This is a genomic window from Rathayibacter sp. PhB179 (assembly GCF_004345345.1).
GTDB lineage: Bacteria > Actinomycetota > Actinomycetes > Actinomycetales > Microbacteriaceae > Rathayibacter > Rathayibacter festucae.
Map to the genome: position 1 here is coordinate 1 of NZ_SLVD01000005.1, position 18188 is coordinate 18188.

An 18188-nucleotide genomic window follows, 5' to 3' on the forward strand; every position below is an offset into this window, starting at 1 on the left:
AACGCCCTCCGAACCCTCGCGACCCTCGGCTACGACGTCACCCTCACCCCCAGAACCGCGTGAAAGGTCACCATCCCTTTCCAAGTAGATCCACCCTGTCAGCGGCTCAGCCCCAGTCGTCGTCCTCGCCCTCGACGCGGCCCTGCGGCTGGGTGATGTAGGCGGCGTCCTCGTCCGGGCGGTAGGTGATGGTGGTGCCGTCGTCGAGCTCGAGCACCGGCTTGCCCTCGAGCCAGGTCAGCGTCCAGCGCCAGGCGGAGCTGTCGGTGCCGGCGGAGGCGAGCTCGCCCTCCACGTCGCGGACGGCGGTGACGACGATCTCGGGCAGGGTGGACGGCGTGTCTCCGCCGACCGGCCAGCGCGTTCCGAGCTGCATGGGGTGTTCCTCTCGAGAAGAGGGGGACCGGGCCGCGGCCCGCCCCCCGGGTGATCAGGCGGTCGGCTCGGTCTCGAGCTCGATCTGCACGGCCAGCGCGTCGCCCTCGGCGAAGTCGAGCGCGGAGATCCGGCCGACGGCCGCGAGGTCGCCCGCGGCGAGTCGCAACGACGCCACCAGCTCGGCCGGCGCGGTGACGACGGCGGAGCGGGCCGGCGTCTTCTGCGAGGCCTTCGCATCGGTCTTCGCCCGGCGGATCGCGGTCAGCACGGTGCTGGCCGCGCTGAGAACGGCCGGGTCGCCGCCGAGAGCGGCCTGCTCCGGCCACGGCTGCACGTGCACCGAGCCGTCGTGCGACCAGGACCAGGTCTCCTCGACCGCGAACGGGATGAACGGCGCGAACAGCCGCTGCAGGACATCCAGCGCACGGTGCAGGGCGGCGGCCGCGGACGCGCCGTCCTCGCCGTACGCGCGCTCCTTCACCAGCTCCAGGTAGTCGTCGCAGAACGTCCAGAAGAACGCCTCGGTGATCTCGAGCGCACGGGCGTGGTCGTAGTTCTCCAGCGCCGTCGTGGCGTCCGCCACCACGCCGTCGAGAGCGGCGAGCATGCTCAGGTCGAGCGGGTCGCTGACCGTCGCGCCCTCCGGCAGCGGGAAGCCGTGGATGAACTTCGCCGCGTTCAGCACCTTGATCGCCAGGCGGCGGCCGATCTTGATCTGCGTCGGGTTCTGCGGGTCGAACGCCGCATCGGTGCCCAGGCGCGAGGAGGCGGCCCAGTAGCGCACCGCGTCCGAGCCGTGCTGCTCGAGCATCCCGGCCGGAGTGACGACGTTGCCCTTCGACTTCGACATCTTCTTGCGGTCGGGGTCGACGATGAAGCCGGAGACCGTCGCGGTGCTCCACGGCGCGCGGCCGTCCTCGAGCTGCGAGCGCAGCAGGGTCGAGAAGAGCCAGGTGCGGATGATGTCCTGTCCCTGGGGGCGCAGGTCGTAGGGCGCGACGAGCTGCCAGAGCTCGTCGTCGCGCTCCCAGCCGCCGGCGAGCTGCGGGGTGAGCGAGGAGGTCGCCCAGGTGTCCATCACGTCGAGCTCGCCCTGGAAGCCGCCGGCCACGCCGCGCTGGTCCTCCGAGTAGCCGGGGGCGGCGTCCGAGGACGGGTCGACGGGCAGTGCCGACTCCTCGGGGACGATCGGCGCGTCGAAGACCGGGTTGCCGTCGCCGTCGAGCGGGTACCAGACCGGGATCGGCACGCCGAAGAAGCGCTGGCGCGAGATCAGCCAGTCGCCGGCGAGGCCGTTCACCCAGTTCTCGTAGCGGACGCGCATGAACTCGGGCACGAACCGCACGTCGCGGCCGAGCTCGAGCAGGCGCTCCTTGAGCGCCGCGTCGCGGGCGCCGTTGACGATGTACCACTGCCGGGTCGAGACGATCTCGAGCGGCTTGTCGCCCTTCTCGAAGAACTTCACCGGGTGCACGATCGGGCGGGGCTCGCCGACCATCTCGCCCGACTCGGTGAGCAGCGCGACCACGGTCTGCTTCGCGGAGAACACGGTCTTGCCGGCGAGCTGCGCGTACGCGGCCCGGCCGGCCTCGCTCTCGATGGCGGCGGGCGCCTCGGAGATCAGGCGGCCGTCGAAGCCGATGACCGCGCGGTTGGGCAGGTCGAGCTCGCGCCACCAGACGACGTCGGTCAGGTCGCCGAAGGTGCAGATCATCGCGATGCCCGAGCCCTTGTCCTTCTGCGAGAGGTGGTGCGCGAGCACGGGCACCTCGACGTCGAAGAGCGGGGTGCGCACGGTCGTGCCGAAGAGCGCCTGGTAGCGCTCGTCGTCCGGGTGCGCCACGAGCGCGACGCAGGCGGGCAGCAGCTCGGGGCGGGTCGTCTCGATGAAGACGTCCTCCGCGCCGTCGCGGTGGAAGCCGATGCGGTGGTAGGCGCCGGGCTGGTCCTTGTCCTCCAGCTCGGCCTGCGCGACCGCGGTCCGGAAGGTGATGTCCCAGAGGGTCGGCGCCTGCGCCTGGTAGGCCTCGCCGCGCGCCAGATTGCGGAGGAAGGCGCGCTGGGAGGCGGCCTGCGACTCCTCGCCGATGGTGCGATAGCTCTGGGTCCAGTCGACCGAGAGGCCGAGGGTGCGCCAGAGGTCCTCGAACTGCTTCTCGTCCTCGACGGTGAGGCGCTCGCACAGCTCGATGAAGTTGCGGCGCGAGATCGGCTTCTGGTCGGCCGCCTTGCTGCTCTTGTTGTCGCCGCCCTCGAACGGCGGCACGAAGTCCGGCGTGTAGGGGAGGGTCGGGTCGCAGCGGACGCCGTAGTAGTTCTGCACGCGGCGCTCGGTGGGCAGGCCGTTGTCGTCCCAGCCCATCGGGTAGAAGACGCTCTTGCCGCGCATGCGCTGGAAGCGCGCGACGACGTCGGTGTGCGTGTAGGAGAAGACGTGCCCGATGTGCAGCGAGCCCGAGGCGGTCGGCGGCGGGGTGTCGATCGAGTAGACGTCCGCGCGGGAGAGGCCGGTGCGATCGAACCGGTAGGTGCCGTCCGTCTGCCAGACGAGGCCCCACTTGCTCTCGAGGCCCTCGAGGGCGGGCTTGGCGGGGAGGCGGTCGGCGACGGTCATGGTTCTCCGGTTCGATATGGGCGGCACCGCGTCGGTGGTGATGATGCCTGGGTGGGGGCTCTCGGAGCGTGACGCTCACCGGCCGCGACGATCCTATCGCGGGGCCGGGAGGCCGTGACGGGCGGGCGCGGTCAGCCGACGACGGGCGCGAAACCGCGGCAGACCGGCGTCAGGGCCTCGTCGAGGTAGGGCACCAGCTCGCCGCGGGTCGGCCCCGCGGCCGCCCAGGCCTGCACCGCGGCGACCGCCGCCCCGACGCTCGCGTAGGCGACGGCGTGCGCCACGTGGGCCGGCAGCGGACGCCCGGCGCGTGCGCGCACGAATGCCGCGACGATCGCCGCCTGCCGAGCGAGCCGCGAGAGAGCCGACGCCTGCAGCTCGTGCACGCTCCCGATCAGCTCGGTCTGGGTCAGCGCCCACGGCACGCTCGACGGACCGAAGCCCGCGCCGACCGCGAGCAGCGCGCCGCGCAGAGCGTCCATCGTCGACGCGTCCGGGGAGGCCGTCTCGAGCGCCGCCGGCAGCTCGGCCAGCCGGTCGTCGACGAGCACCCAGAAGACGTCGCTCTTCGAGGCGAAGTAGTTGAAGAAGGTGTTGCGCGAGACGCCGGCGCGCTGGGCGATCTGCTCGACCGTCGTGCCCGCGTAGCTCTGCTCGACGAAGAGATCGAGAGCCGCGTCCTCGAGCATGGAGCGCGACGACGCCCGCGGCCGTCCGCGACCCGCTCCCGCTGTCCGCGCCATGACCGCCTCCGCCCCTGTCCGGCGACCGCCGACGCGCTAGGATAACGGCTGGACGACTTCGACCCGGCCATCACCGGTGAGTCTCCGGAAGAACAGCCCGGCCCCGGCCGCGGCCCAGTAGACCCGGACGGGTACGGCCCGTGACAGCCGATCGAGTGGGAGCGACCAGGGACAGCCCGTGAGGGCCGGTCCTGGGCGGTTCAAGCGAGGTGGTACCGCGACCCGGCCCGGGGTCTGAGATCCGGGCGGGCCGTCCTCGTGCAGACCAGCAGCACTGCCAGGAGACCGCACGTGACCTACCCCCTGACCCCGCCCACCCCCCGCGATGCCGAGAGCGCCGGAGACGACGCGAGCACCGGCGTCCCCGCGAGCACCGGCTCCGCCTTCGGCCGCGGCGTCCCCGCGTCGCCGCGGTTCCCGCAGATCGAGGAGAAGGTCCTCGCCTACTGGAAGGCCGACGACACATTCCAGGAGTCGATCCGCTCCCGCGAGGGCGCTCAGGAGTGGGTGTTCTACGACGGCCCGCCCTTCGCCAACGGCCTGCCGCACTACGGGCACCTGCTGACCGGCTACGCCAAGGACGTCTTCCCCCGCTTCCAGACGATGCGCGGCAAGCAGGTGCACCGCCGCTTCGGCTGGGACACGCACGGCCTGCCCGCCGAGCTCGAGGCGGAGCGGCAGCTCGGCATCACCGACAAGTCGCAGATCGAGGAGATGGGCGTCGCCGCCTTCAACGCGGCCGCCAAGGAGTCGGTGCTGCGCTACACGGGGGAGTGGCAGGACTACGTCACCCGCCAGGCGCGCTGGGTCGACTTCGACAACGACTACAAGACCCTCGACCCCACCTTCATGGAGTCCGTGATCTGGGCCTTCAAGCGGCTCTACGACAAGGGCCTCGCCTACGAGGGCCACCGCGTGCTGCCGTACTGCTGGCGCGACCAGACGCCGCTCTCGAACCACGAGCTGCGGATGGACGACGACGTCTACAAGATGCGCCAGGACCAGACGGTCACGGTCACCTTCCCTCTCGTCGGCGAGACCGCCGAGGCGCTCAACCTCACCGCCGTCCGCGCCCTCGCCTGGACGACGACCCCGTGGACGCTGCCCACCAACGCCGCGCTCGCCGTCGGCCCCGACATCGAGTACGCCGTGCTGGCGGCCGGCCCGAACGGCGCCGCCGACGGCAAGGGCGAGCCGGAGGAGCGCGAGCTCTCGGCCGAGTACCTGCTCGCCATCGACCAGGTCGGCGCCTACGCGAAGGACCTCGGCTACGAGGACGCCGAGTCGGCGCTGGCCGCCGTCTCGCGCACGCACCGCGGCCGCGAGCTCGAGGGCATCAGCTACGACCGCCTCTGGGACCACTACGCCGACACCGAGCAGTGGGGCACGCAGAACGCGTGGCGCATCCTCGTCGCCGACTACGTGACCACCAGCGAGGGCACCGGCATCGTGCACCAGGCGCCCGCATACGGCGAGGACGACCAGAAGGTCTGCGAGGCGGCGGGCATCCCCGTCATCATCTCCGTCGACGACGGCGGCCGCTTCCTGCCGCAGATCAGCGAGGTCGCCGGCCTGCAGGTCTTCGAGGCCAACAAGCCGCTGACGCAGCTCCTCAAGGCGCAGCACCGCCTGCTCCGCCAGGCCAGCTACGAGCACAGCTACCCGCACTGCTGGCGCTGCCGCAACCCGCTGATCTACAAGGCCGTGTCCAGCTGGTTCGTCCGCGTCACCGCGATCCGCGACCGGATGGAGGAGCTCAACCAGGAGATCACCTGGGTCCCCGAGAACGTCAAGGACGGCCAGTTCGGCAAGTGGCTCTCCGGCGCGCGCGACTGGTCGATCAGCCGCAACCGCTACTTCGGCTCGCCGATCCCGGTGTGGAAGAGCGACGACCCGGACCACCCGCGCATCGACGTCTACGGCTCGCTCGACGAGCTCGAGCGCGACTTCGGCGTGCGCCCGGAGGACCTGCACCGCCCGTTCATCGACGAGCTCACCCGCCCGAACCCCGACGACCCGACCGGCCGCTCGACGATGCGCCGCATCAGCGACGTGCTCGACGTCTGGTTCGACTCCGGCTCGATGCCGTTCGCGCAGGTGCACTACCCGTTCGAGAACTCCGACTGGTTCGACTCGCACAACCCGGCCGACTTCATCGTCGAGTACATCGGGCAGACCCGCGGCTGGTTCTACACGCTGCACGTGCTCTCGACCGCGCTCTTCGACCGGCCGGCCTTCCGCAACGTGGTCAGCCACGGCATCGTGCTCGGCAACGACGGGCAGAAGATGTCGAAGTCGCTGCGCAACTACCCGGACGTCGCCGAGGTCTTCGACCGCGACGGCTCCGACGCCATGCGCTGGTTCCTGATGTCGAGCCCGGTGCTGCGCGGCGGCAACCTCGTCGTCACCGAGGAGGGGATCCGCGAGGGCGTGCGCCAGGTGCTGCTGCCGCTCTGGAACACCTGGTACTTCTTCTCGCTCTACGCCAACGCCTCCGTCGACGCGGCGGGCGAGGGCTACAGCGCGAGCCGCCGCACCGACTCCGAGGACGTGCTCGACCGCTACCTGCTGGCCAAGACGCACGACCTGATCGAGACCGTGACCGGCCACCTCGAGGCGCTCGACTCGACCCTCGCGGCGGCCGCACTCCGCGACTTCGCCGACGTGCTGACCAACTGGTACGTCCGCCGCTCGCGCGACCGCTTCTGGCAGGGCGTCGACGCCGAGGGCCGCGGCACGGAGGCGTTCGACACGCTCTTCACCGTGCTCGAGACCGTCTGCCGGGTGGCCGCGCCGCTGCTCCCGCTGATGACCGAGGAGATCTGGCAGGGCCTGACCGGCGGCCGGAGCGTGCACCTGGCCGACTGGCCGGACGCCGCCGAGTTCCCGGTCGACGAGTCGCTCGTGCACGCGATGGACGCCGTCCGCGGCATCTCCTCCACCGCGCTGTCGCTCCGCAAGCAGGCCGGCCTCCGGGTCCGCCTGCCGCTCGCGCGGCTCACGGTCGTCGTCGACGACGCCGCCGAGCTGGCGCCGTTCGAGGCGATCCTGCGCGACGAGCTGAACGTCAAGGAGGTGTCGCTGGTCCCCCTGGTCGAGTCCAGCGCGGCCGACTACGGCGTCACCTCGCGCCTCTCCGTCAACGCGCGCGCCGCGGGCCCCCGCCTCGGCAAGGGCGTGCAGACCGTCATCAAGGCCGCGAAGGCCGGCGACTGGAGCGAGACCGACGGCGTCGTCACCGTCGGCGGCGTCGAGCTGGTCGAGGGCGAGTACGAGCTGACTCTGGAGGTCGGCGGCTCGGGAGCCGACGACCGCGCGATCGCGCTGCTGCCGCGCGGCGGCTTCGTGCTGCTTGACACGGCGACCACGCCGGAGCTGGAGGCCGAGGGCCTGGCCCGCGACCTGATCCGCGCCGTGCAGGACGCCCGCAAGGCCGCCGGCTTCGAGGTCAGCGACCGCATCGAGCTCGAGATCGTCCTCGACGAGATGAGCATGGCGGCTCTCGAGCCGCACGCGCTCTGGATCGCCGAGGAGACCCTCGCGACCGGCTTCGGGTTCGCCGCGCTCACCACTGCGCTGGAGGGTGGCGAGGGTGCGATCGCCTTCGGGCCCGCCGGCACCGCCATCATCCGCGTCGAGAAGGTGGAGGCCTTCGATGTCTGACAAGGACCGCTACTCCGAGGAGGACGCCCGGCTCGCGCGGGAGGCGGCCGACGCCGTCTACGCGAGCCTGCTGAAGCGGCTCGGCGAGGCGAGCCCCCGCCCGCGGCTCGCACCGACGCGGCGGGCCGTCGACTACATGGGCGACCCGCAGCAGGCCTACCCCGTCATCCAGGTCGCCGGCACCAACGGCAAGACCTCGACCAGCCGGATGATCGAGAGCCTGCTCCGCGCCCACGGGCTGCGGGTCGGCCTCTTCACCAGCCCGCACCTCGAGCGCTTCAACGAGCGGATCGTCATCGACGGCGCGCCGATCTCCGACCTGAGCCTCGCCACGAACTGGATCGACGTCGAGCCCTACCTCACCATGACCGACGCCGAGCTCGTCGGCCGGGGCGAGAGCACGCTCTCGTTCTTCGAGGCGCTCACCGTGCTGGCTTACGCGGCCTTCGCGGACGCTCCGGTCGACGTCGCGGTGATCGAGGTCGGCATGGGCGGCGAGTGGGACTCGACGAACGTCGCGGACGCGCAGGTCGCGGTCTTCACGCCGATCGCGCTCGACCACACCCGTCAGCTCGGAGCGACGATCGAGGAGATCGCCCGCACCAAGTCCGGCATCGTGAAGCCCGCTGCCGCCGTGGTGTCGGCGAAGCAGACCCCTGAGGCGGAGGCGGTGCTGCGGCAGGCGGCCGAGCTGACCGAGTCGACGATCGTGTTCGAGGGCGCCGACTTCGACGTCGAGTCGACCACGGTCGCCGTGGGCGGCCAGCTCGTCTCCGTCCGCGGTCTCGTCACCCGTTACGAGCAGCTTCTGCTGCCGTTCTTCGGCGACCACCAGGCCGAGAACGCGGCGGTCGCGATCGCCGCGGTCGAGACGTTCCTCGGCGGCGGCACGCAGGAGCTGACCGGGAACGTCCTCGAGGAGGGCTTCGCCGCCGCGACCTCGCCGGGCCGCCTCCAGATCGTCGGCCAGTCGCCGCGCACGGTCGTCGATGCGGCGCACAACCCGCACGGCGCGGCCTCCCTCGCCTCCGCGATCGAGCGCTACTTCGACTTCGACCGCGTCACCGCGGTCCTCGGCGTCCTCGCCGAGAAGGACGCGGAGGGCATCCTGCGCGCGCTCCTGCCGGTCGTCGACGAGCTCATCGTCACGACCGCCCCGAGCGAGCGCGGAGTCCCGGCCGAGGAGCTCGCCGCCCTCGCGCGCACCGTGTTCCCCGCGGAGTCGGTCCGCGTCGCCGAGGACCCGGACGGCGCGCTCACCGCAGGCCGCCTCCTCGCCGCCCGGACCGACAAGGGCGCCCTGCTCGTCACCGGGTCGATCACCCTCGTTGGCCGGACGATGACCGTCGCCCGCGACGAGAACTGGCTCGGCGCGTGAGGGCCGGCCGGCCGCGCCGCACCCGGACCGTCCGCGAGAGCCTCGGCTCGATCGTCCTCGGCTTCGAGGCCGTCATCGTCTTCCTCGCGACACTCGTCGCCTTCGGGCTGAAGGCCGCCGACCCGGTGATCGTCCTCGTCGGGGGAGCGGTGGTCTGCCTCGCCCTCGTCGCGACGCTCGGCCTGCTCAACCGGCCGGCCGGCTTCCGGATCGGCTGGGTCCTCCAGTTCGTTATCGTGGCCACCGGTGCCCTGGTCCCGATCATGTTCGTCATCGGCGCGGCGTTCGTCGCCCTGTGGACGTACTGCATGGTCACCGGCACCAAGCTCGACACCCAGAGCCGCCGCGCGGCGGACGGGCCCACCGACCCCACCCCGACCTAAGGAGACCGCCGAACCATGGCCATCCAGGAGACCCTCGTCCTCGTCAAGCCCGACGGAGTCGCCCGCAACCTCACCGGCGAGATCCTCCGCCGCATCGAGGCGAAGGGCTACTCCCTCGTCGACATCAAGCTCGTCGAGGCCGACCGCGAGCTGCTCGCCGCCCACTACGCCGAGCACGAGGGCAAGCCGTTCTACGAGCCCCTCGTCGAGTTCATGGAGAGCGGCCCCATCGTCGCCCTCCGCATCGCCGGTGACCGCGTCATCGAGGGCTTCCGCTCCCTCGCCGGCACGACCGACCCCACCACCGCCGCCCCCGGCACCATCCGCGGCGACCTCGGCCGCGACTGGGGCCTCAAGGTCCAGCAGAACCTGGTGCACGGCTCCGACGGTGTCGAATCCGCGGAGCGCGAGCTCGCGCTCTGGTTCGCCTGAAAGGCGAACCGCCCTGTGCCGTCTTGCGCCGCGGTAATCCGCGACGCCGCAGTCGGCTTTCGTGAATGGCGCGTTCCGCAGAGCGTCGCGCGTTCGGCGACGGGAAAGCGCTGACACGCGCTTTCCCGGATGCGCCTCCGAGGCGGTCGCCCGCGTGCTCAGGTCCTTCGGCGAGAGCTGCCCGAGCGGGCTGGTCCTCTGAGGTGGGGACGGGAGCGCACATGCTGATCGAGTAGCCCGCGCAGCGGGCGTATCGAGATCCACCGTTGTCAGCAGGCTGGTCTGCAGGCTTCCGTCCTGACGACGGTGGGTCTCGATACGCCGCTGCGCGGCTACTCGACCAGCAAGGAACGGCGCGCCCCGCGGCCTGGGACCCCGTGCATGCGGTCGACAATGGGCTGGCCCCCGTGCATGCTGATCGAGTAGCCCGCGGAGCGGGCGTATCGAGATCCTCCGCCTCCCGGGGGCGGCGTCGGGAGTCAACCCGGCAGCGTCAGAGGTAGGACAGCACGTCGAGTCGCACCTGGGCCATCACGGCGATCGCCAGGTAGCAGACGATGGTGATGAACGGCACCCAGCCGTAGGCGGCGCCGGCGAAGCGGCGGACCGCGGCGGGGACCGGGAACACGCCCTCGCGGAGGTTGCGGAGGGTCACCAGCCAGAAGCCGGGGATGACGACGGCCCAGGTGAGCATGCACCAGGGGCAGAGCGTCCCGAGGGCGAAGATGCTCGTCGCGATCAGCCAGCCGACGAAGGCGAGCGCGAAGACGAAGCCGAGGTTGAACAGCGCCCAGAACCAGCGGTCGAAGCGCGCTCCCGCGAGCAGCCCGGCGCCGACGACGATCGGCGCGATCCACGCCGCGACGCCGATCAGCGGGTTCGGGAAGCCGAAGATCGCGCCCTGCGCCGACTTCAGGTTGGCGCTGCACTGCACGAGCAGGCTGAAGTCGCAGCCGAGGGCCTCCGACGATCCGCTGAGCGACGTGAACTTGTCGAGGGTCAGCGTGAACGCGGCGATCCAGCCGATCACGCCGAGCACGATCAGGAGCACCGCGAAGAGGACCGGACGCTGCTGGGTGGGGGCGCTCGGCACCTCGGGATCGCTGGACACCGGGGGATTATGGCACGCGGCGAATCGGCGGCTCTGGGAATGCGTGCGATAATCGGAGCCGTCGGCCCGGAAGATCCCGCACCGACGCGAAGAAGGTTTACCGGGCGAGCACCGGGCCACAGGAGATCGACAGCGTTCCGCGAATGAGCGCGACGCATCTCCACGTGTCGGATAGTCAGTTCCGAGGAGAAGCTGCAACCGGAGTCCTGCGCCACGTGAGCGACGGGACCGGGGGAGCGGAAGGATTCGCGGCGGGCCGAGGCCCGTCGCTCGAGAACAGCATCCGGGTCGACGGCGCGGCGCACGACCCGGCCGAGGAGTGCACCAGGAATGGTGGAAGACAACAGCACGGGCGGATCCGAACCGGACCGCGACGAGCCCCGCAGCGGGGCCAGGAAGATCAGTCGCCTCTTCGGTGGCCGTCGGACGAACCGACGGGCCGGATCGAGCGCATCAGCGACAGGGGAAACGATCATCGACACGAACGACGCCGAGCAGAACGGGTCGGACACCGCCGCCCCGGACACGGCAGCCCAGGACACCGAGCAGACCACCGCGCCGGACGCGAGCGCCGAGTCCGGCGAGACGGAAGGGCCGGCCTCGACCGGCGCCGCCTTCTTCACCGCCGGCCCGGAGTCGCCGGCCGACGCCGAGCAGGCCGCGACGGAGGAGTCCGCTCCCCGCCGCCCGCCGCTGCCGAGCACGTCGCTGCTCTTCCAGGCGCCGATCCTGCCGGACTACGTCCAGCTGACCCCGCTCCCGCCCCGCGGCGCGCCGCTCGGCGTCCGCGAGGAGCGCGACGAGCCGGAGGAGGAGCAGGGCTCCGTCCGCCGCCGCTCGCGCCGCCGCAGCGGCGAGAGCGACCGCGGAGGCTCCGACGACCCCGAGAACACCGTCGTCCGGGTCCGTCAGCCGCGCGAGCAGCGCGAGCCCCGCGAGGCGCGCGAGCCGGAGCTCATCACCGAGCCGCAGCGCATCAAGGGCTCGACCCGCCTCGAGGCCAAGAAGCAGCGCCGCCGCGACGGCCGCGACGCCGGCCGCCGCCGCACGGTCGTCACCGAGTCCGAGTTCCTCGCCCGCCGGGAGGCCGTCGACCGCGTCATGGTCGTCCGCTCGAAGGAGGACAGCATCCGCATCGGCGTGCTCGAGGACGGCGTCCTCGCCGAGCACTACGTCGCCCGCTCGCAGGAGGCGTCGCTGATCGGCAACGTCTACCTCGGCCGCGTGCAGAACGTCCTGCCCAGCATGGAGGCGGCCTTCGTCGACATCGGGCGCGGCCGCAACGCCGTGCTCTACTCCGGTGAGGTCGACTGGGACGCGGCGAACAACGCCGGCGGCCCGCGCCGCATCGAGCTCGCGCTCAAGCCCGGCGACCGCGTGCTCGTCCAGGTCACCAAGGACCCGGTCGGCCACAAGGGCGCCCGCCTCACCAGCCAGATCTCGCTCCCGGGCCGCTACCTCGTCTACGTGCCCAACGGCTCGATGAACGGCATCTCCCGCAAGCTCCCGGACACCGAGCGCGCGCGCCTCAAGAAGATCCTCAAGGAGGTCCTCCCCGAGAACGTGGGCGTCATCGTCCGCACCGCCGCCGAGGGCGCTACGGAGGAGCAGCTCACGGTCGACGTCGAGCGCCTCACCGCGCAGTGGACCGCGCTCAGCACCAAGGCCGCGACCGGCCAGGCGCCGGCGCTGCTGCACAGCGAGCCCGACCTGCTGATCAAGATCGTCCGCGACGTCTTCAACGAGGACTTCGAGAAGATGGTGATCGCCGGCGACGACGCCCGCGAGACCATCGAGCTCTACCTCAGCCAGGTCGCCCCCGACCTGCTCGAGCGGGTGCAGGTCTACTCGGGCGAGCAGGACGCGTTCGACGAGTTCCGCATCACCGAGCAGATCGAGAAGGCCCTCGAGCGCAAGGTCTGGCTGCCCAGCGGCGGCTCGCTCGTGATCGACCGCACCGAGGCCATGACGGTCGTCGACGTGAACACCGGCAAGTTCGTCGGCTCCGGCGGCAATCTCGAGGAGACGGTCACCAAGAACAACCTCGAGGCAGCGGAGGAGATCGTCCGCCAGCTCCGGCTGCGCGACATCGGCGGCATCATCGTCGTCGACTTCATCGACATGGTGCTCGAGTCCAACCGCGATCTCGTGCTCCGGCGCCTGGTCGAGTGCCTGAGCCGCGACCGGACGAAGCACCAGGTCGCCGAGGTCACCTCGCTCGGCCTCGTGCAGATGACCCGCAAGAAGCTCGGCCTCGGCCTCCTCGAGACCTTCAGCGAGAACTGCGAGGTCTGCGCGGGCCGCGGCGTCATCGTCCAGCACGACCCGGTGGTCAAGCACCGCTCGACCGCTGCTCCGCAGCAGGAGCGCCGCCGCGGCGGCAAGCCGGCCGGCGAGCAGCCCTCGAACGGCCGCAACGGCTCGGCCGGTCAGAACGGCTACAGCGCCCAGAACGGCGCCGGCGCGCAGAACGGCTCCAAGCCGGTCAGCACCCATGCCATCACCGACGACGCCAAGAACGCGCTCGCGCAGATCGCGGCGAGCACGATCCACCCGGCCGCCGTCCGGCACGCCGCGGAGGAGGCCGTCGCCCTCGTCGACGAGGCCACGACCACCGCGGAGACGCAGCCGGCCGAGCAGCAGGCCGACCCGTCCGCCGAGCAGTCGGGCGAGCAGTCCGCGGAGCGTCAGGGCGAGTCGTCCGGCCGCCGCGAGCGTCCCGCCCGGGGCGAGCGCCGTCGCCGGGGCCGCGACCGCGAGCCGCGCCAGGAGACGCCGGAGTCCGGCGAGCAGCAGGAGTCCGCTCCCGCCGCCCGCGAGACGGCCCAGGAGCCCGCGGCGCAGGAGCCCGCGGCTCAGCCCGTCGCGGCCGAGGCCCCTGCGGCCCAGGCCCCGGTGGTCCCGATCCTCGACATCCCGATCCCGCCCGCTCCGGTCGTGACCGAGCGCCGGGTGCCCAGCGCCGTCGCCGAGCACCTGCTCGACTCCGTCCTGGACGCGCTGCCCGCACCCAAGCAGCCCGGCCAGGGCCGCGCCAAGAGCCGTCGCGTCACCACGGCGGCGCTCACCGGGATCGCGGTCGTGCCCGAGCAGACGCCGCGCCGCGCGCAGTAGCGCGACCAGCGACGATCAGTGGGGCCCGGTGCCCGGCGAGAGCCGGCGCCGGGCCCTCTCCGCGTCCCGGTCCCGGCCCTTCACGCGCAGGCCGCTGTCGCGGAGCCGCTCGACCAGCTCCCGGCTGCCCACGGGCACGGCGCCCGCCGCGAGCAGCTCCTCGCGACGCGCGGCGGGCACGTCGTAGTGATCGAGGTCGAAGCCGCGCTCGGGCAGCCCGACGAGGCGCGCGAAGGCGTGCAGCTCCTCCAGGGAGGAGTCGCTGACGAGGTGGGCCCAGAGCGTGTCGTGGGCGGGCCAGCGCGCCGCGTCGAGGAGGATCGCCATCCGTCGATCGTAGGCGGCGCGCCTGCCCGATCCGCGGCAAGGCCTGCACTATCGTGACGGGGTCGTCGGTCGAGCGGCACCCCCTCCGGGGCGGTGCGCGTTTGACCGGGGAGCACGGATCCCGTACTCTTGACCGTTGGTGTGGCGCGATCCATGTGCTCACGCAGATTTCCGTTGCCGCTCGGTCCCTCACGGGATGCGAGCCGCGGTGCCGGTCCCCTCGTCCCGTACGAGAGACGGGTACGACCGGGAAGACCGGGGTACGACCCCGTCCTTACAAGCCCCGGACAGCGCTCACGCGCCGTCCAGATGAGAAAACAGGTACGAGAAGTGGTTTACGCAGTTGTGCGCGCCGGTGGCCGGCAGGAGAAGGTCGAGGTCGGCACCATCGTGACGATGGACCGCATCAAGGCCGACGAGAACGGCACCGTGCAGCTGGCTGCCGTGCTCCTCGTCGACGGGGACTCCATCACCTCGGACGCCGCGGCGCTCGAGAAGGTGTCGGTCACGGCCGAGGTGCTCGAGGAGCTCCGCGGTCCGAAGATCATCATCCAGAAGTTCAAGAACAAGACCGGGTACAAGAAGCGCCAGGGGCACCGTCAGGACCTCACGCGCGTCAAGGTCACGGGCATCAAGTAACACCCACACTTCGCTGATCTGCGGCGGGAGCCATCGCTCCGCAGAGCATCAGCACGGGGCTGCGGCCCCCCGGTCTCGAGGAGATGAGAAATGGCACACAAGAAGGGCGCAAGCTCCACCCGCAACGGTCGCGACTCGAACGCGCAGCGTCTCGGCGTGAAGCGCTTCGGCGGTCAGGTCGTCAGCGCGGGCGAGATCATCGTCCGCCAGCGCGGCACCCACTTCCACCCCGGCGTCAACGTCGGTCGTGGCGGCGACGACACCCTGTTCGCCCTCTCGGCCGGTGCGGTCGAGTTCGGCCAGAAGGGCGGCCGCAAGGTCGTCAACATCGTGGTGGCCGCCGCTTAGGCAGCTCTCCTCGGCCGAGCAGGCACAGGACGCAAGGGGCGGGCTTCGGCTCGCCCCTTGCGCGTTGCTGCGGCATCCTCACCGCGAGCCCCGTGCTCGTGAGCGCCGCGCACCTCGGCACCCGGCGTCGGACACTCCGACGCTCCCACCTCCCCATCGGACGGAACACACCATGGTCACCTTCGTCGACAACGTCACGCTGCACCTGCGCGCCGGGCACGGCGGCAACGGCTGCGTCTCCGTCCGCCGCGAGAAGTTCAAGCCGCTGGCCGGCCCAGACGGCGGCAACGGCGGTCACGGCGGCGACATCGTCCTCGTCGCCGATGCGCAGACCACCACGCTGCTCGCCTTCCACCGGCACCCGCACCGCTCCTCGGCCAACGGCGGCCCCGGGATGGGCGACCACCGCGCCGGCGGCAACGGCGACCTCCTCGAGCTGATGGTCCCGGTCGGGACCGTCGTCAAGTCGCCCACGGGCGAGGAGCTGCTCGACATGGACGAGCCGGGGCTCCGCTTCGTCATCGCCCCCGGCGGCCAGGGCGGCCTCGGCAACGCCTCGCTGGCGACCACCAAGCGCAAGGCCCCCGGGTTCGCGCTGCTCGGCACTCCCGGCTGGGAGGGCGACGTCGTCCTCGAGCTGAAGACCGTCGCCGACGTCGCGCTCGTGGGCTTCCCCTCGGCCGGCAAGTCCAGCCTCGTCGCGGCCATCTCGGCGGCGAAGCCGAAGATCGCCGACTACCCGTTCACCACCCTCGCCCCCAACCTCGGCGTCGTCCAGGCGGGGGAGTCGCGCTACACCGTCGCCGACGTCCCCGGCCTGATCGAGGGTGCGAGCGAGGGCAAGGGCCTGGGCCTGGAGTTCCTCCGCCACGTCGAGCGCTGCACCGCTCTCGTGCACGTGCTCGACTGCGCCACGCTCGAGCCGGGCCGCGACCCGCTGACCGACCTCGACATCATCCTCGGCGAGCTGGCCGCGTACCCGGTCGGCGACGGCCAGGTGCCGCTTCTCGAGCGCCCGCAGCTGATCGCTTTGAACAAGGTCGACGTGCCGGAGGCCCAGGAGCTCGCCGACTTCGTGCGCGCCGACCTCGAGGCCCGCGGCTACCGCGTCTTCGAGATCTCGACCGTTTCCCACTCGGGACTGCGCCAGCTGACCTTCGCCCTCGGCGAGATCGTCGAGCAGCACCGTCTCGCCCTCGCGGCCGAGCCCAAGGTCGAGCGGATCACCATCCGCCCGCGCGCCGTCGACGAGAAGGACTACGAGATCCGCGTCGAGGGCGGCTCCTACGGCAACGTCTACCGCGTGCTCGGCACCAAGCCGCAGCGCTGGGTCGCGCAGACCGACTTCACCAACGACGAGGCCGTCGGCTTCCTCGCCGACCGCCTCGCGAAGCTGGGCGTCGAGAACGGCCTCTTCTCGGCCGGGGCCGTCGCCGGCTCCACCGTCGTCATCGGCCCGGGCGACGGCGTCGTCTTCGACTGGGAGCCCACGCTCACCTCGACGGCGGAGCTGATCACCGCCCCGCGCGGCACCGACCTCCGCCTCGAGGAGAACAACCGCAAGACCCGCGCCGAGCGTCGCGACAACTACCTCGAGCGGATGGACGCCAAGGCGGCCGCCCGCGCCGAGCTCGACCGCGAGCGCCAGGGCGGCGTCTGGCGCGTCTCCGACGAGGACGACCTGGTGGGCGACGCCGAGGAGGTCTGACTCCTCGGCACCGCCCTCGGCGAGGCGCCGTCGGCGAATACACTGGCCGGATGCCGCAGACGACCCTCGACAGCTCCGTCCTGACCGAGCGGTTCGCCGCCTCCCGCACGGCCTCGCGGTCCCTGCGCAGCGCGACGACCGACCTCAAGAACCGCGCCCTGCTCGCGATCGCCGACGCCGTCCGCGGATCCGTCGAGCGGGTCGTCCCGGCGAACGGGCTCGACCTCGCGAACGGCCGGGAGAACGGCATGAGCGCCGGGCTGCAGGACCGTCTCCGTCTCGACGAGGCGCGCCTCGGCTCGCTCGCCGACGCCGTGGTCGCGGTCGCCGGTCTCGTCGACCCGGTCGGCCAGACGGTCCGAGGCTCGAACCTGCCCAACGGCGCCTCGCTCACCCAGGTGCGCGTGCCCTTCGGCGTCGTCGGCGCCATCTACGAGGCGCGCCCCAACGTCACGATCGACATCGCCGCCCTCGCCCTCAAGAGCGGCAACGCGGTGATCCTGCGCGGTGGCAGCGCGGCCGAGAACACCAACCGGGTCCTCGTCGAGCTGCTGCAGGAGGCGGTCGCCTCGGTCGGCCTGCCCGCGGAGCTGATCCAGACGGTGGACGACTTCGGGCGCGAGGGCGCGAAGGCGCTGATGCGCGCCCGCGGCTACGTCGACGTCCTGGTGCCCCGCGGCAGCGCCGGCCTCATCGAGTCCGTCGTGACCGAGTCGACCGTCCCGGTGATCGAGACGGGCGCCGGAGTGGTGCACGTCTTCCTCGACGCCAGCGCCGACGAGCAGTGGGCCGTCGACATCGTGCACAACGCCAAGACCCAGCGCCCGAGCACCTGCAACGCTCTCGAGACGCTGCTCGTGCACCGGGACGCCGCCGAGCGGCTCCTGCCGCCCGTCCTCGGCCGCCTCGCCGCCGCCGGAGTGACCGTGCACGGCGACGAGCGGGTCCGCGCGATCGTCGCCGATGCGGTGCCCGCCAGCGAGGAGGACTGGACGGCCGAGTACTACTCGCTCGACATCGCGGTCGCCGTCGTCGACGATCTCGACGCGGCGATGGACCACATCGCCCGCTACTCCACCCGCCACACCGAGTCGATCGTCACGAACGACCTGCGCAGCGCCGAGCGCTTCCTCGCCGAGGTCGACTCCGCGGTGGTGATGGTGAACGCCTCCACCCGCTTCACCGACGGCGGCGAGTTCGGCTTCGGAGCGGAGGTCGGCATCTCGACGCAGAAGCTGCACGCCCGCGGCCCGATGGGACTGCCCGAGCTGACGAGCACGAAGTGGCTGCTGCGCGGGTCCGGTCAGGTCCGCTCCTAGCGCCGCACCCGGCTCGCGGCGGTGTCCGGGT

14 protein-coding genes are annotated in these 18188 nt (G+C 71.8%); 9 read left to right on the forward strand and 5 right to left on the reverse strand.

The genetic code is table 11. The features are described 5' to 3' along the window. Positions 1–106: 106 nt before the first annotated feature. From EDF43_RS11435 to EDF43_RS11445, 3 genes are all read right to left on the reverse strand, one after another. Entirely contained in the window at positions 107–376 is a 270-nt protein-coding gene (locus tag EDF43_RS11435) for a hypothetical protein (RefSeq protein ID WP_123703503.1), read from the reverse strand. Positions 377–430: 54 nt separating this feature from the next. Beyond that, positions 431–2992: a valine--tRNA ligase gene (valS, locus tag EDF43_RS11440; RefSeq protein ID WP_132437023.1), complete on the reverse strand. Its 2562-nt coding sequence runs from the start codon at positions 2990–2992 to the stop codon at positions 431–433. Between the two features lie 131 nt (positions 2993–3123). Next, positions 3124–3681, reverse strand: coding sequence for a TetR/AcrR family transcriptional regulator (locus EDF43_RS11445; RefSeq protein ID WP_243646290.1), 558 nt, complete (start codon positions 3679–3681; stop codon positions 3124–3126). A gap of 357 nt (positions 3682–4038) precedes the next feature. On the opposite strand from EDF43_RS11445, the gene ileS reads away from it, so the two are divergent. The 4 genes from ileS to ndk are packed head-to-tail and all read left to right on the forward strand — an operon-like array spanning position 4039 to position 9591. Beyond that, positions 4039–7398, forward strand: a complete 3360-nt coding sequence (gene ileS / locus EDF43_RS11450) for an isoleucine--tRNA ligase (RefSeq protein WP_132437249.1) — start codon at positions 4039–4041, stop codon at positions 7396–7398. Next, on the forward strand, positions 7391–8776 hold the full coding sequence (locus EDF43_RS11455; protein ID WP_132437027.1) for a folylpolyglutamate synthase/dihydrofolate synthase family protein: 1386 nt from the start codon (positions 7391–7393) through the stop codon (positions 8774–8776). Before ileS ends, EDF43_RS11455 begins: the two co-directional genes overlap by 8 nt. After that, positions 8773–9159: a DUF4233 domain-containing protein gene (locus EDF43_RS11460; protein ID WP_243599174.1), complete on the forward strand. Its 387-nt coding sequence runs from the start codon at positions 8773–8775 to the stop codon at positions 9157–9159. Before EDF43_RS11455 ends, EDF43_RS11460 begins: the two co-directional genes overlap by 4 nt. 15 nt (positions 9160–9174) lie before the next feature. Then, positions 9175–9591, forward strand: a complete 417-nt coding sequence (gene ndk, locus EDF43_RS11465; protein ID WP_123736920.1) for a nucleoside-diphosphate kinase — start codon at positions 9175–9177, stop codon at positions 9589–9591. A gap of 493 nt (positions 9592–10084) precedes the next feature. On the opposite strand, the gene EDF43_RS11470 is transcribed toward ndk, so the two are convergent. After that, positions 10085–10702, reverse strand: coding sequence for a vitamin K epoxide reductase family protein (locus tag EDF43_RS11470; RefSeq protein WP_243624527.1), 618 nt, complete (start codon positions 10700–10702; stop codon positions 10085–10087). A gap of 330 nt (positions 10703–11032) precedes the next feature. Between EDF43_RS11470 and EDF43_RS11475 the strand changes: the two genes are divergently transcribed. Next, complete coding sequence (locus tag EDF43_RS11475) at positions 11033–13816, forward strand: Rne/Rng family ribonuclease (RefSeq protein WP_132437031.1); 2784 nt, start codon at positions 11033–11035, stop codon at positions 13814–13816. Positions 13817–13831: 15 nt separating this feature from the next. On the opposite strand, the gene EDF43_RS11480 is transcribed toward EDF43_RS11475, so the two are convergent. Beyond that, the gene (locus EDF43_RS11480) at positions 13832–14143 is read right to left on the reverse strand and encodes a DUF4031 domain-containing protein (RefSeq protein ID WP_123732276.1); all 312 of its coding nucleotides are present in this window, start codon (positions 14141–14143) and stop codon (positions 13832–13834) included. A 330-nt stretch (positions 14144–14473) separates the two neighbouring features. Here EDF43_RS11480 and rplU point away from each other — a divergent pair, with 330 nt between their 5' ends. The 4 genes from rplU to EDF43_RS11500 all read left to right on the forward strand — a co-directional run bounded on the left by rplU (position 14474) and on the right by EDF43_RS11500 (position 18157). Then, complete coding sequence (gene rplU / locus EDF43_RS11485) at positions 14474–14782, forward strand: 50S ribosomal protein L21 (RefSeq protein WP_123445822.1); 309 nt, start codon at positions 14474–14476, stop codon at positions 14780–14782. A gap of 90 nt (positions 14783–14872) precedes the next feature. Next, positions 14873–15130 carry a 50S ribosomal protein L27 gene (gene rpmA, locus EDF43_RS11490; protein WP_123445823.1) on the forward strand — a complete coding sequence of 86 codons (258 nt, stop codon included), beginning with the start codon at positions 14873–14875 and terminating at the stop codon, positions 15128–15130. Positions 15131–15302: 172 nt separating this feature from the next. Beyond that, positions 15303–16838 carry a GTPase ObgE gene (gene obgE, locus EDF43_RS11495; RefSeq protein ID WP_123703517.1) on the forward strand — a complete coding sequence of 512 codons (1536 nt, stop codon included), beginning with the start codon at positions 15303–15305 and terminating at the stop codon, positions 16836–16838. A gap of 50 nt (positions 16839–16888) precedes the next feature. Next, positions 16889–18157 (forward strand): glutamate-5-semialdehyde dehydrogenase, encoded by a 1269-nt coding sequence (locus EDF43_RS11500; RefSeq protein WP_132437033.1) that lies wholly within the window; start codon positions 16889–16891, stop codon positions 18155–18157. Positions 18158–18188 lie beyond the last annotated feature (31 nt).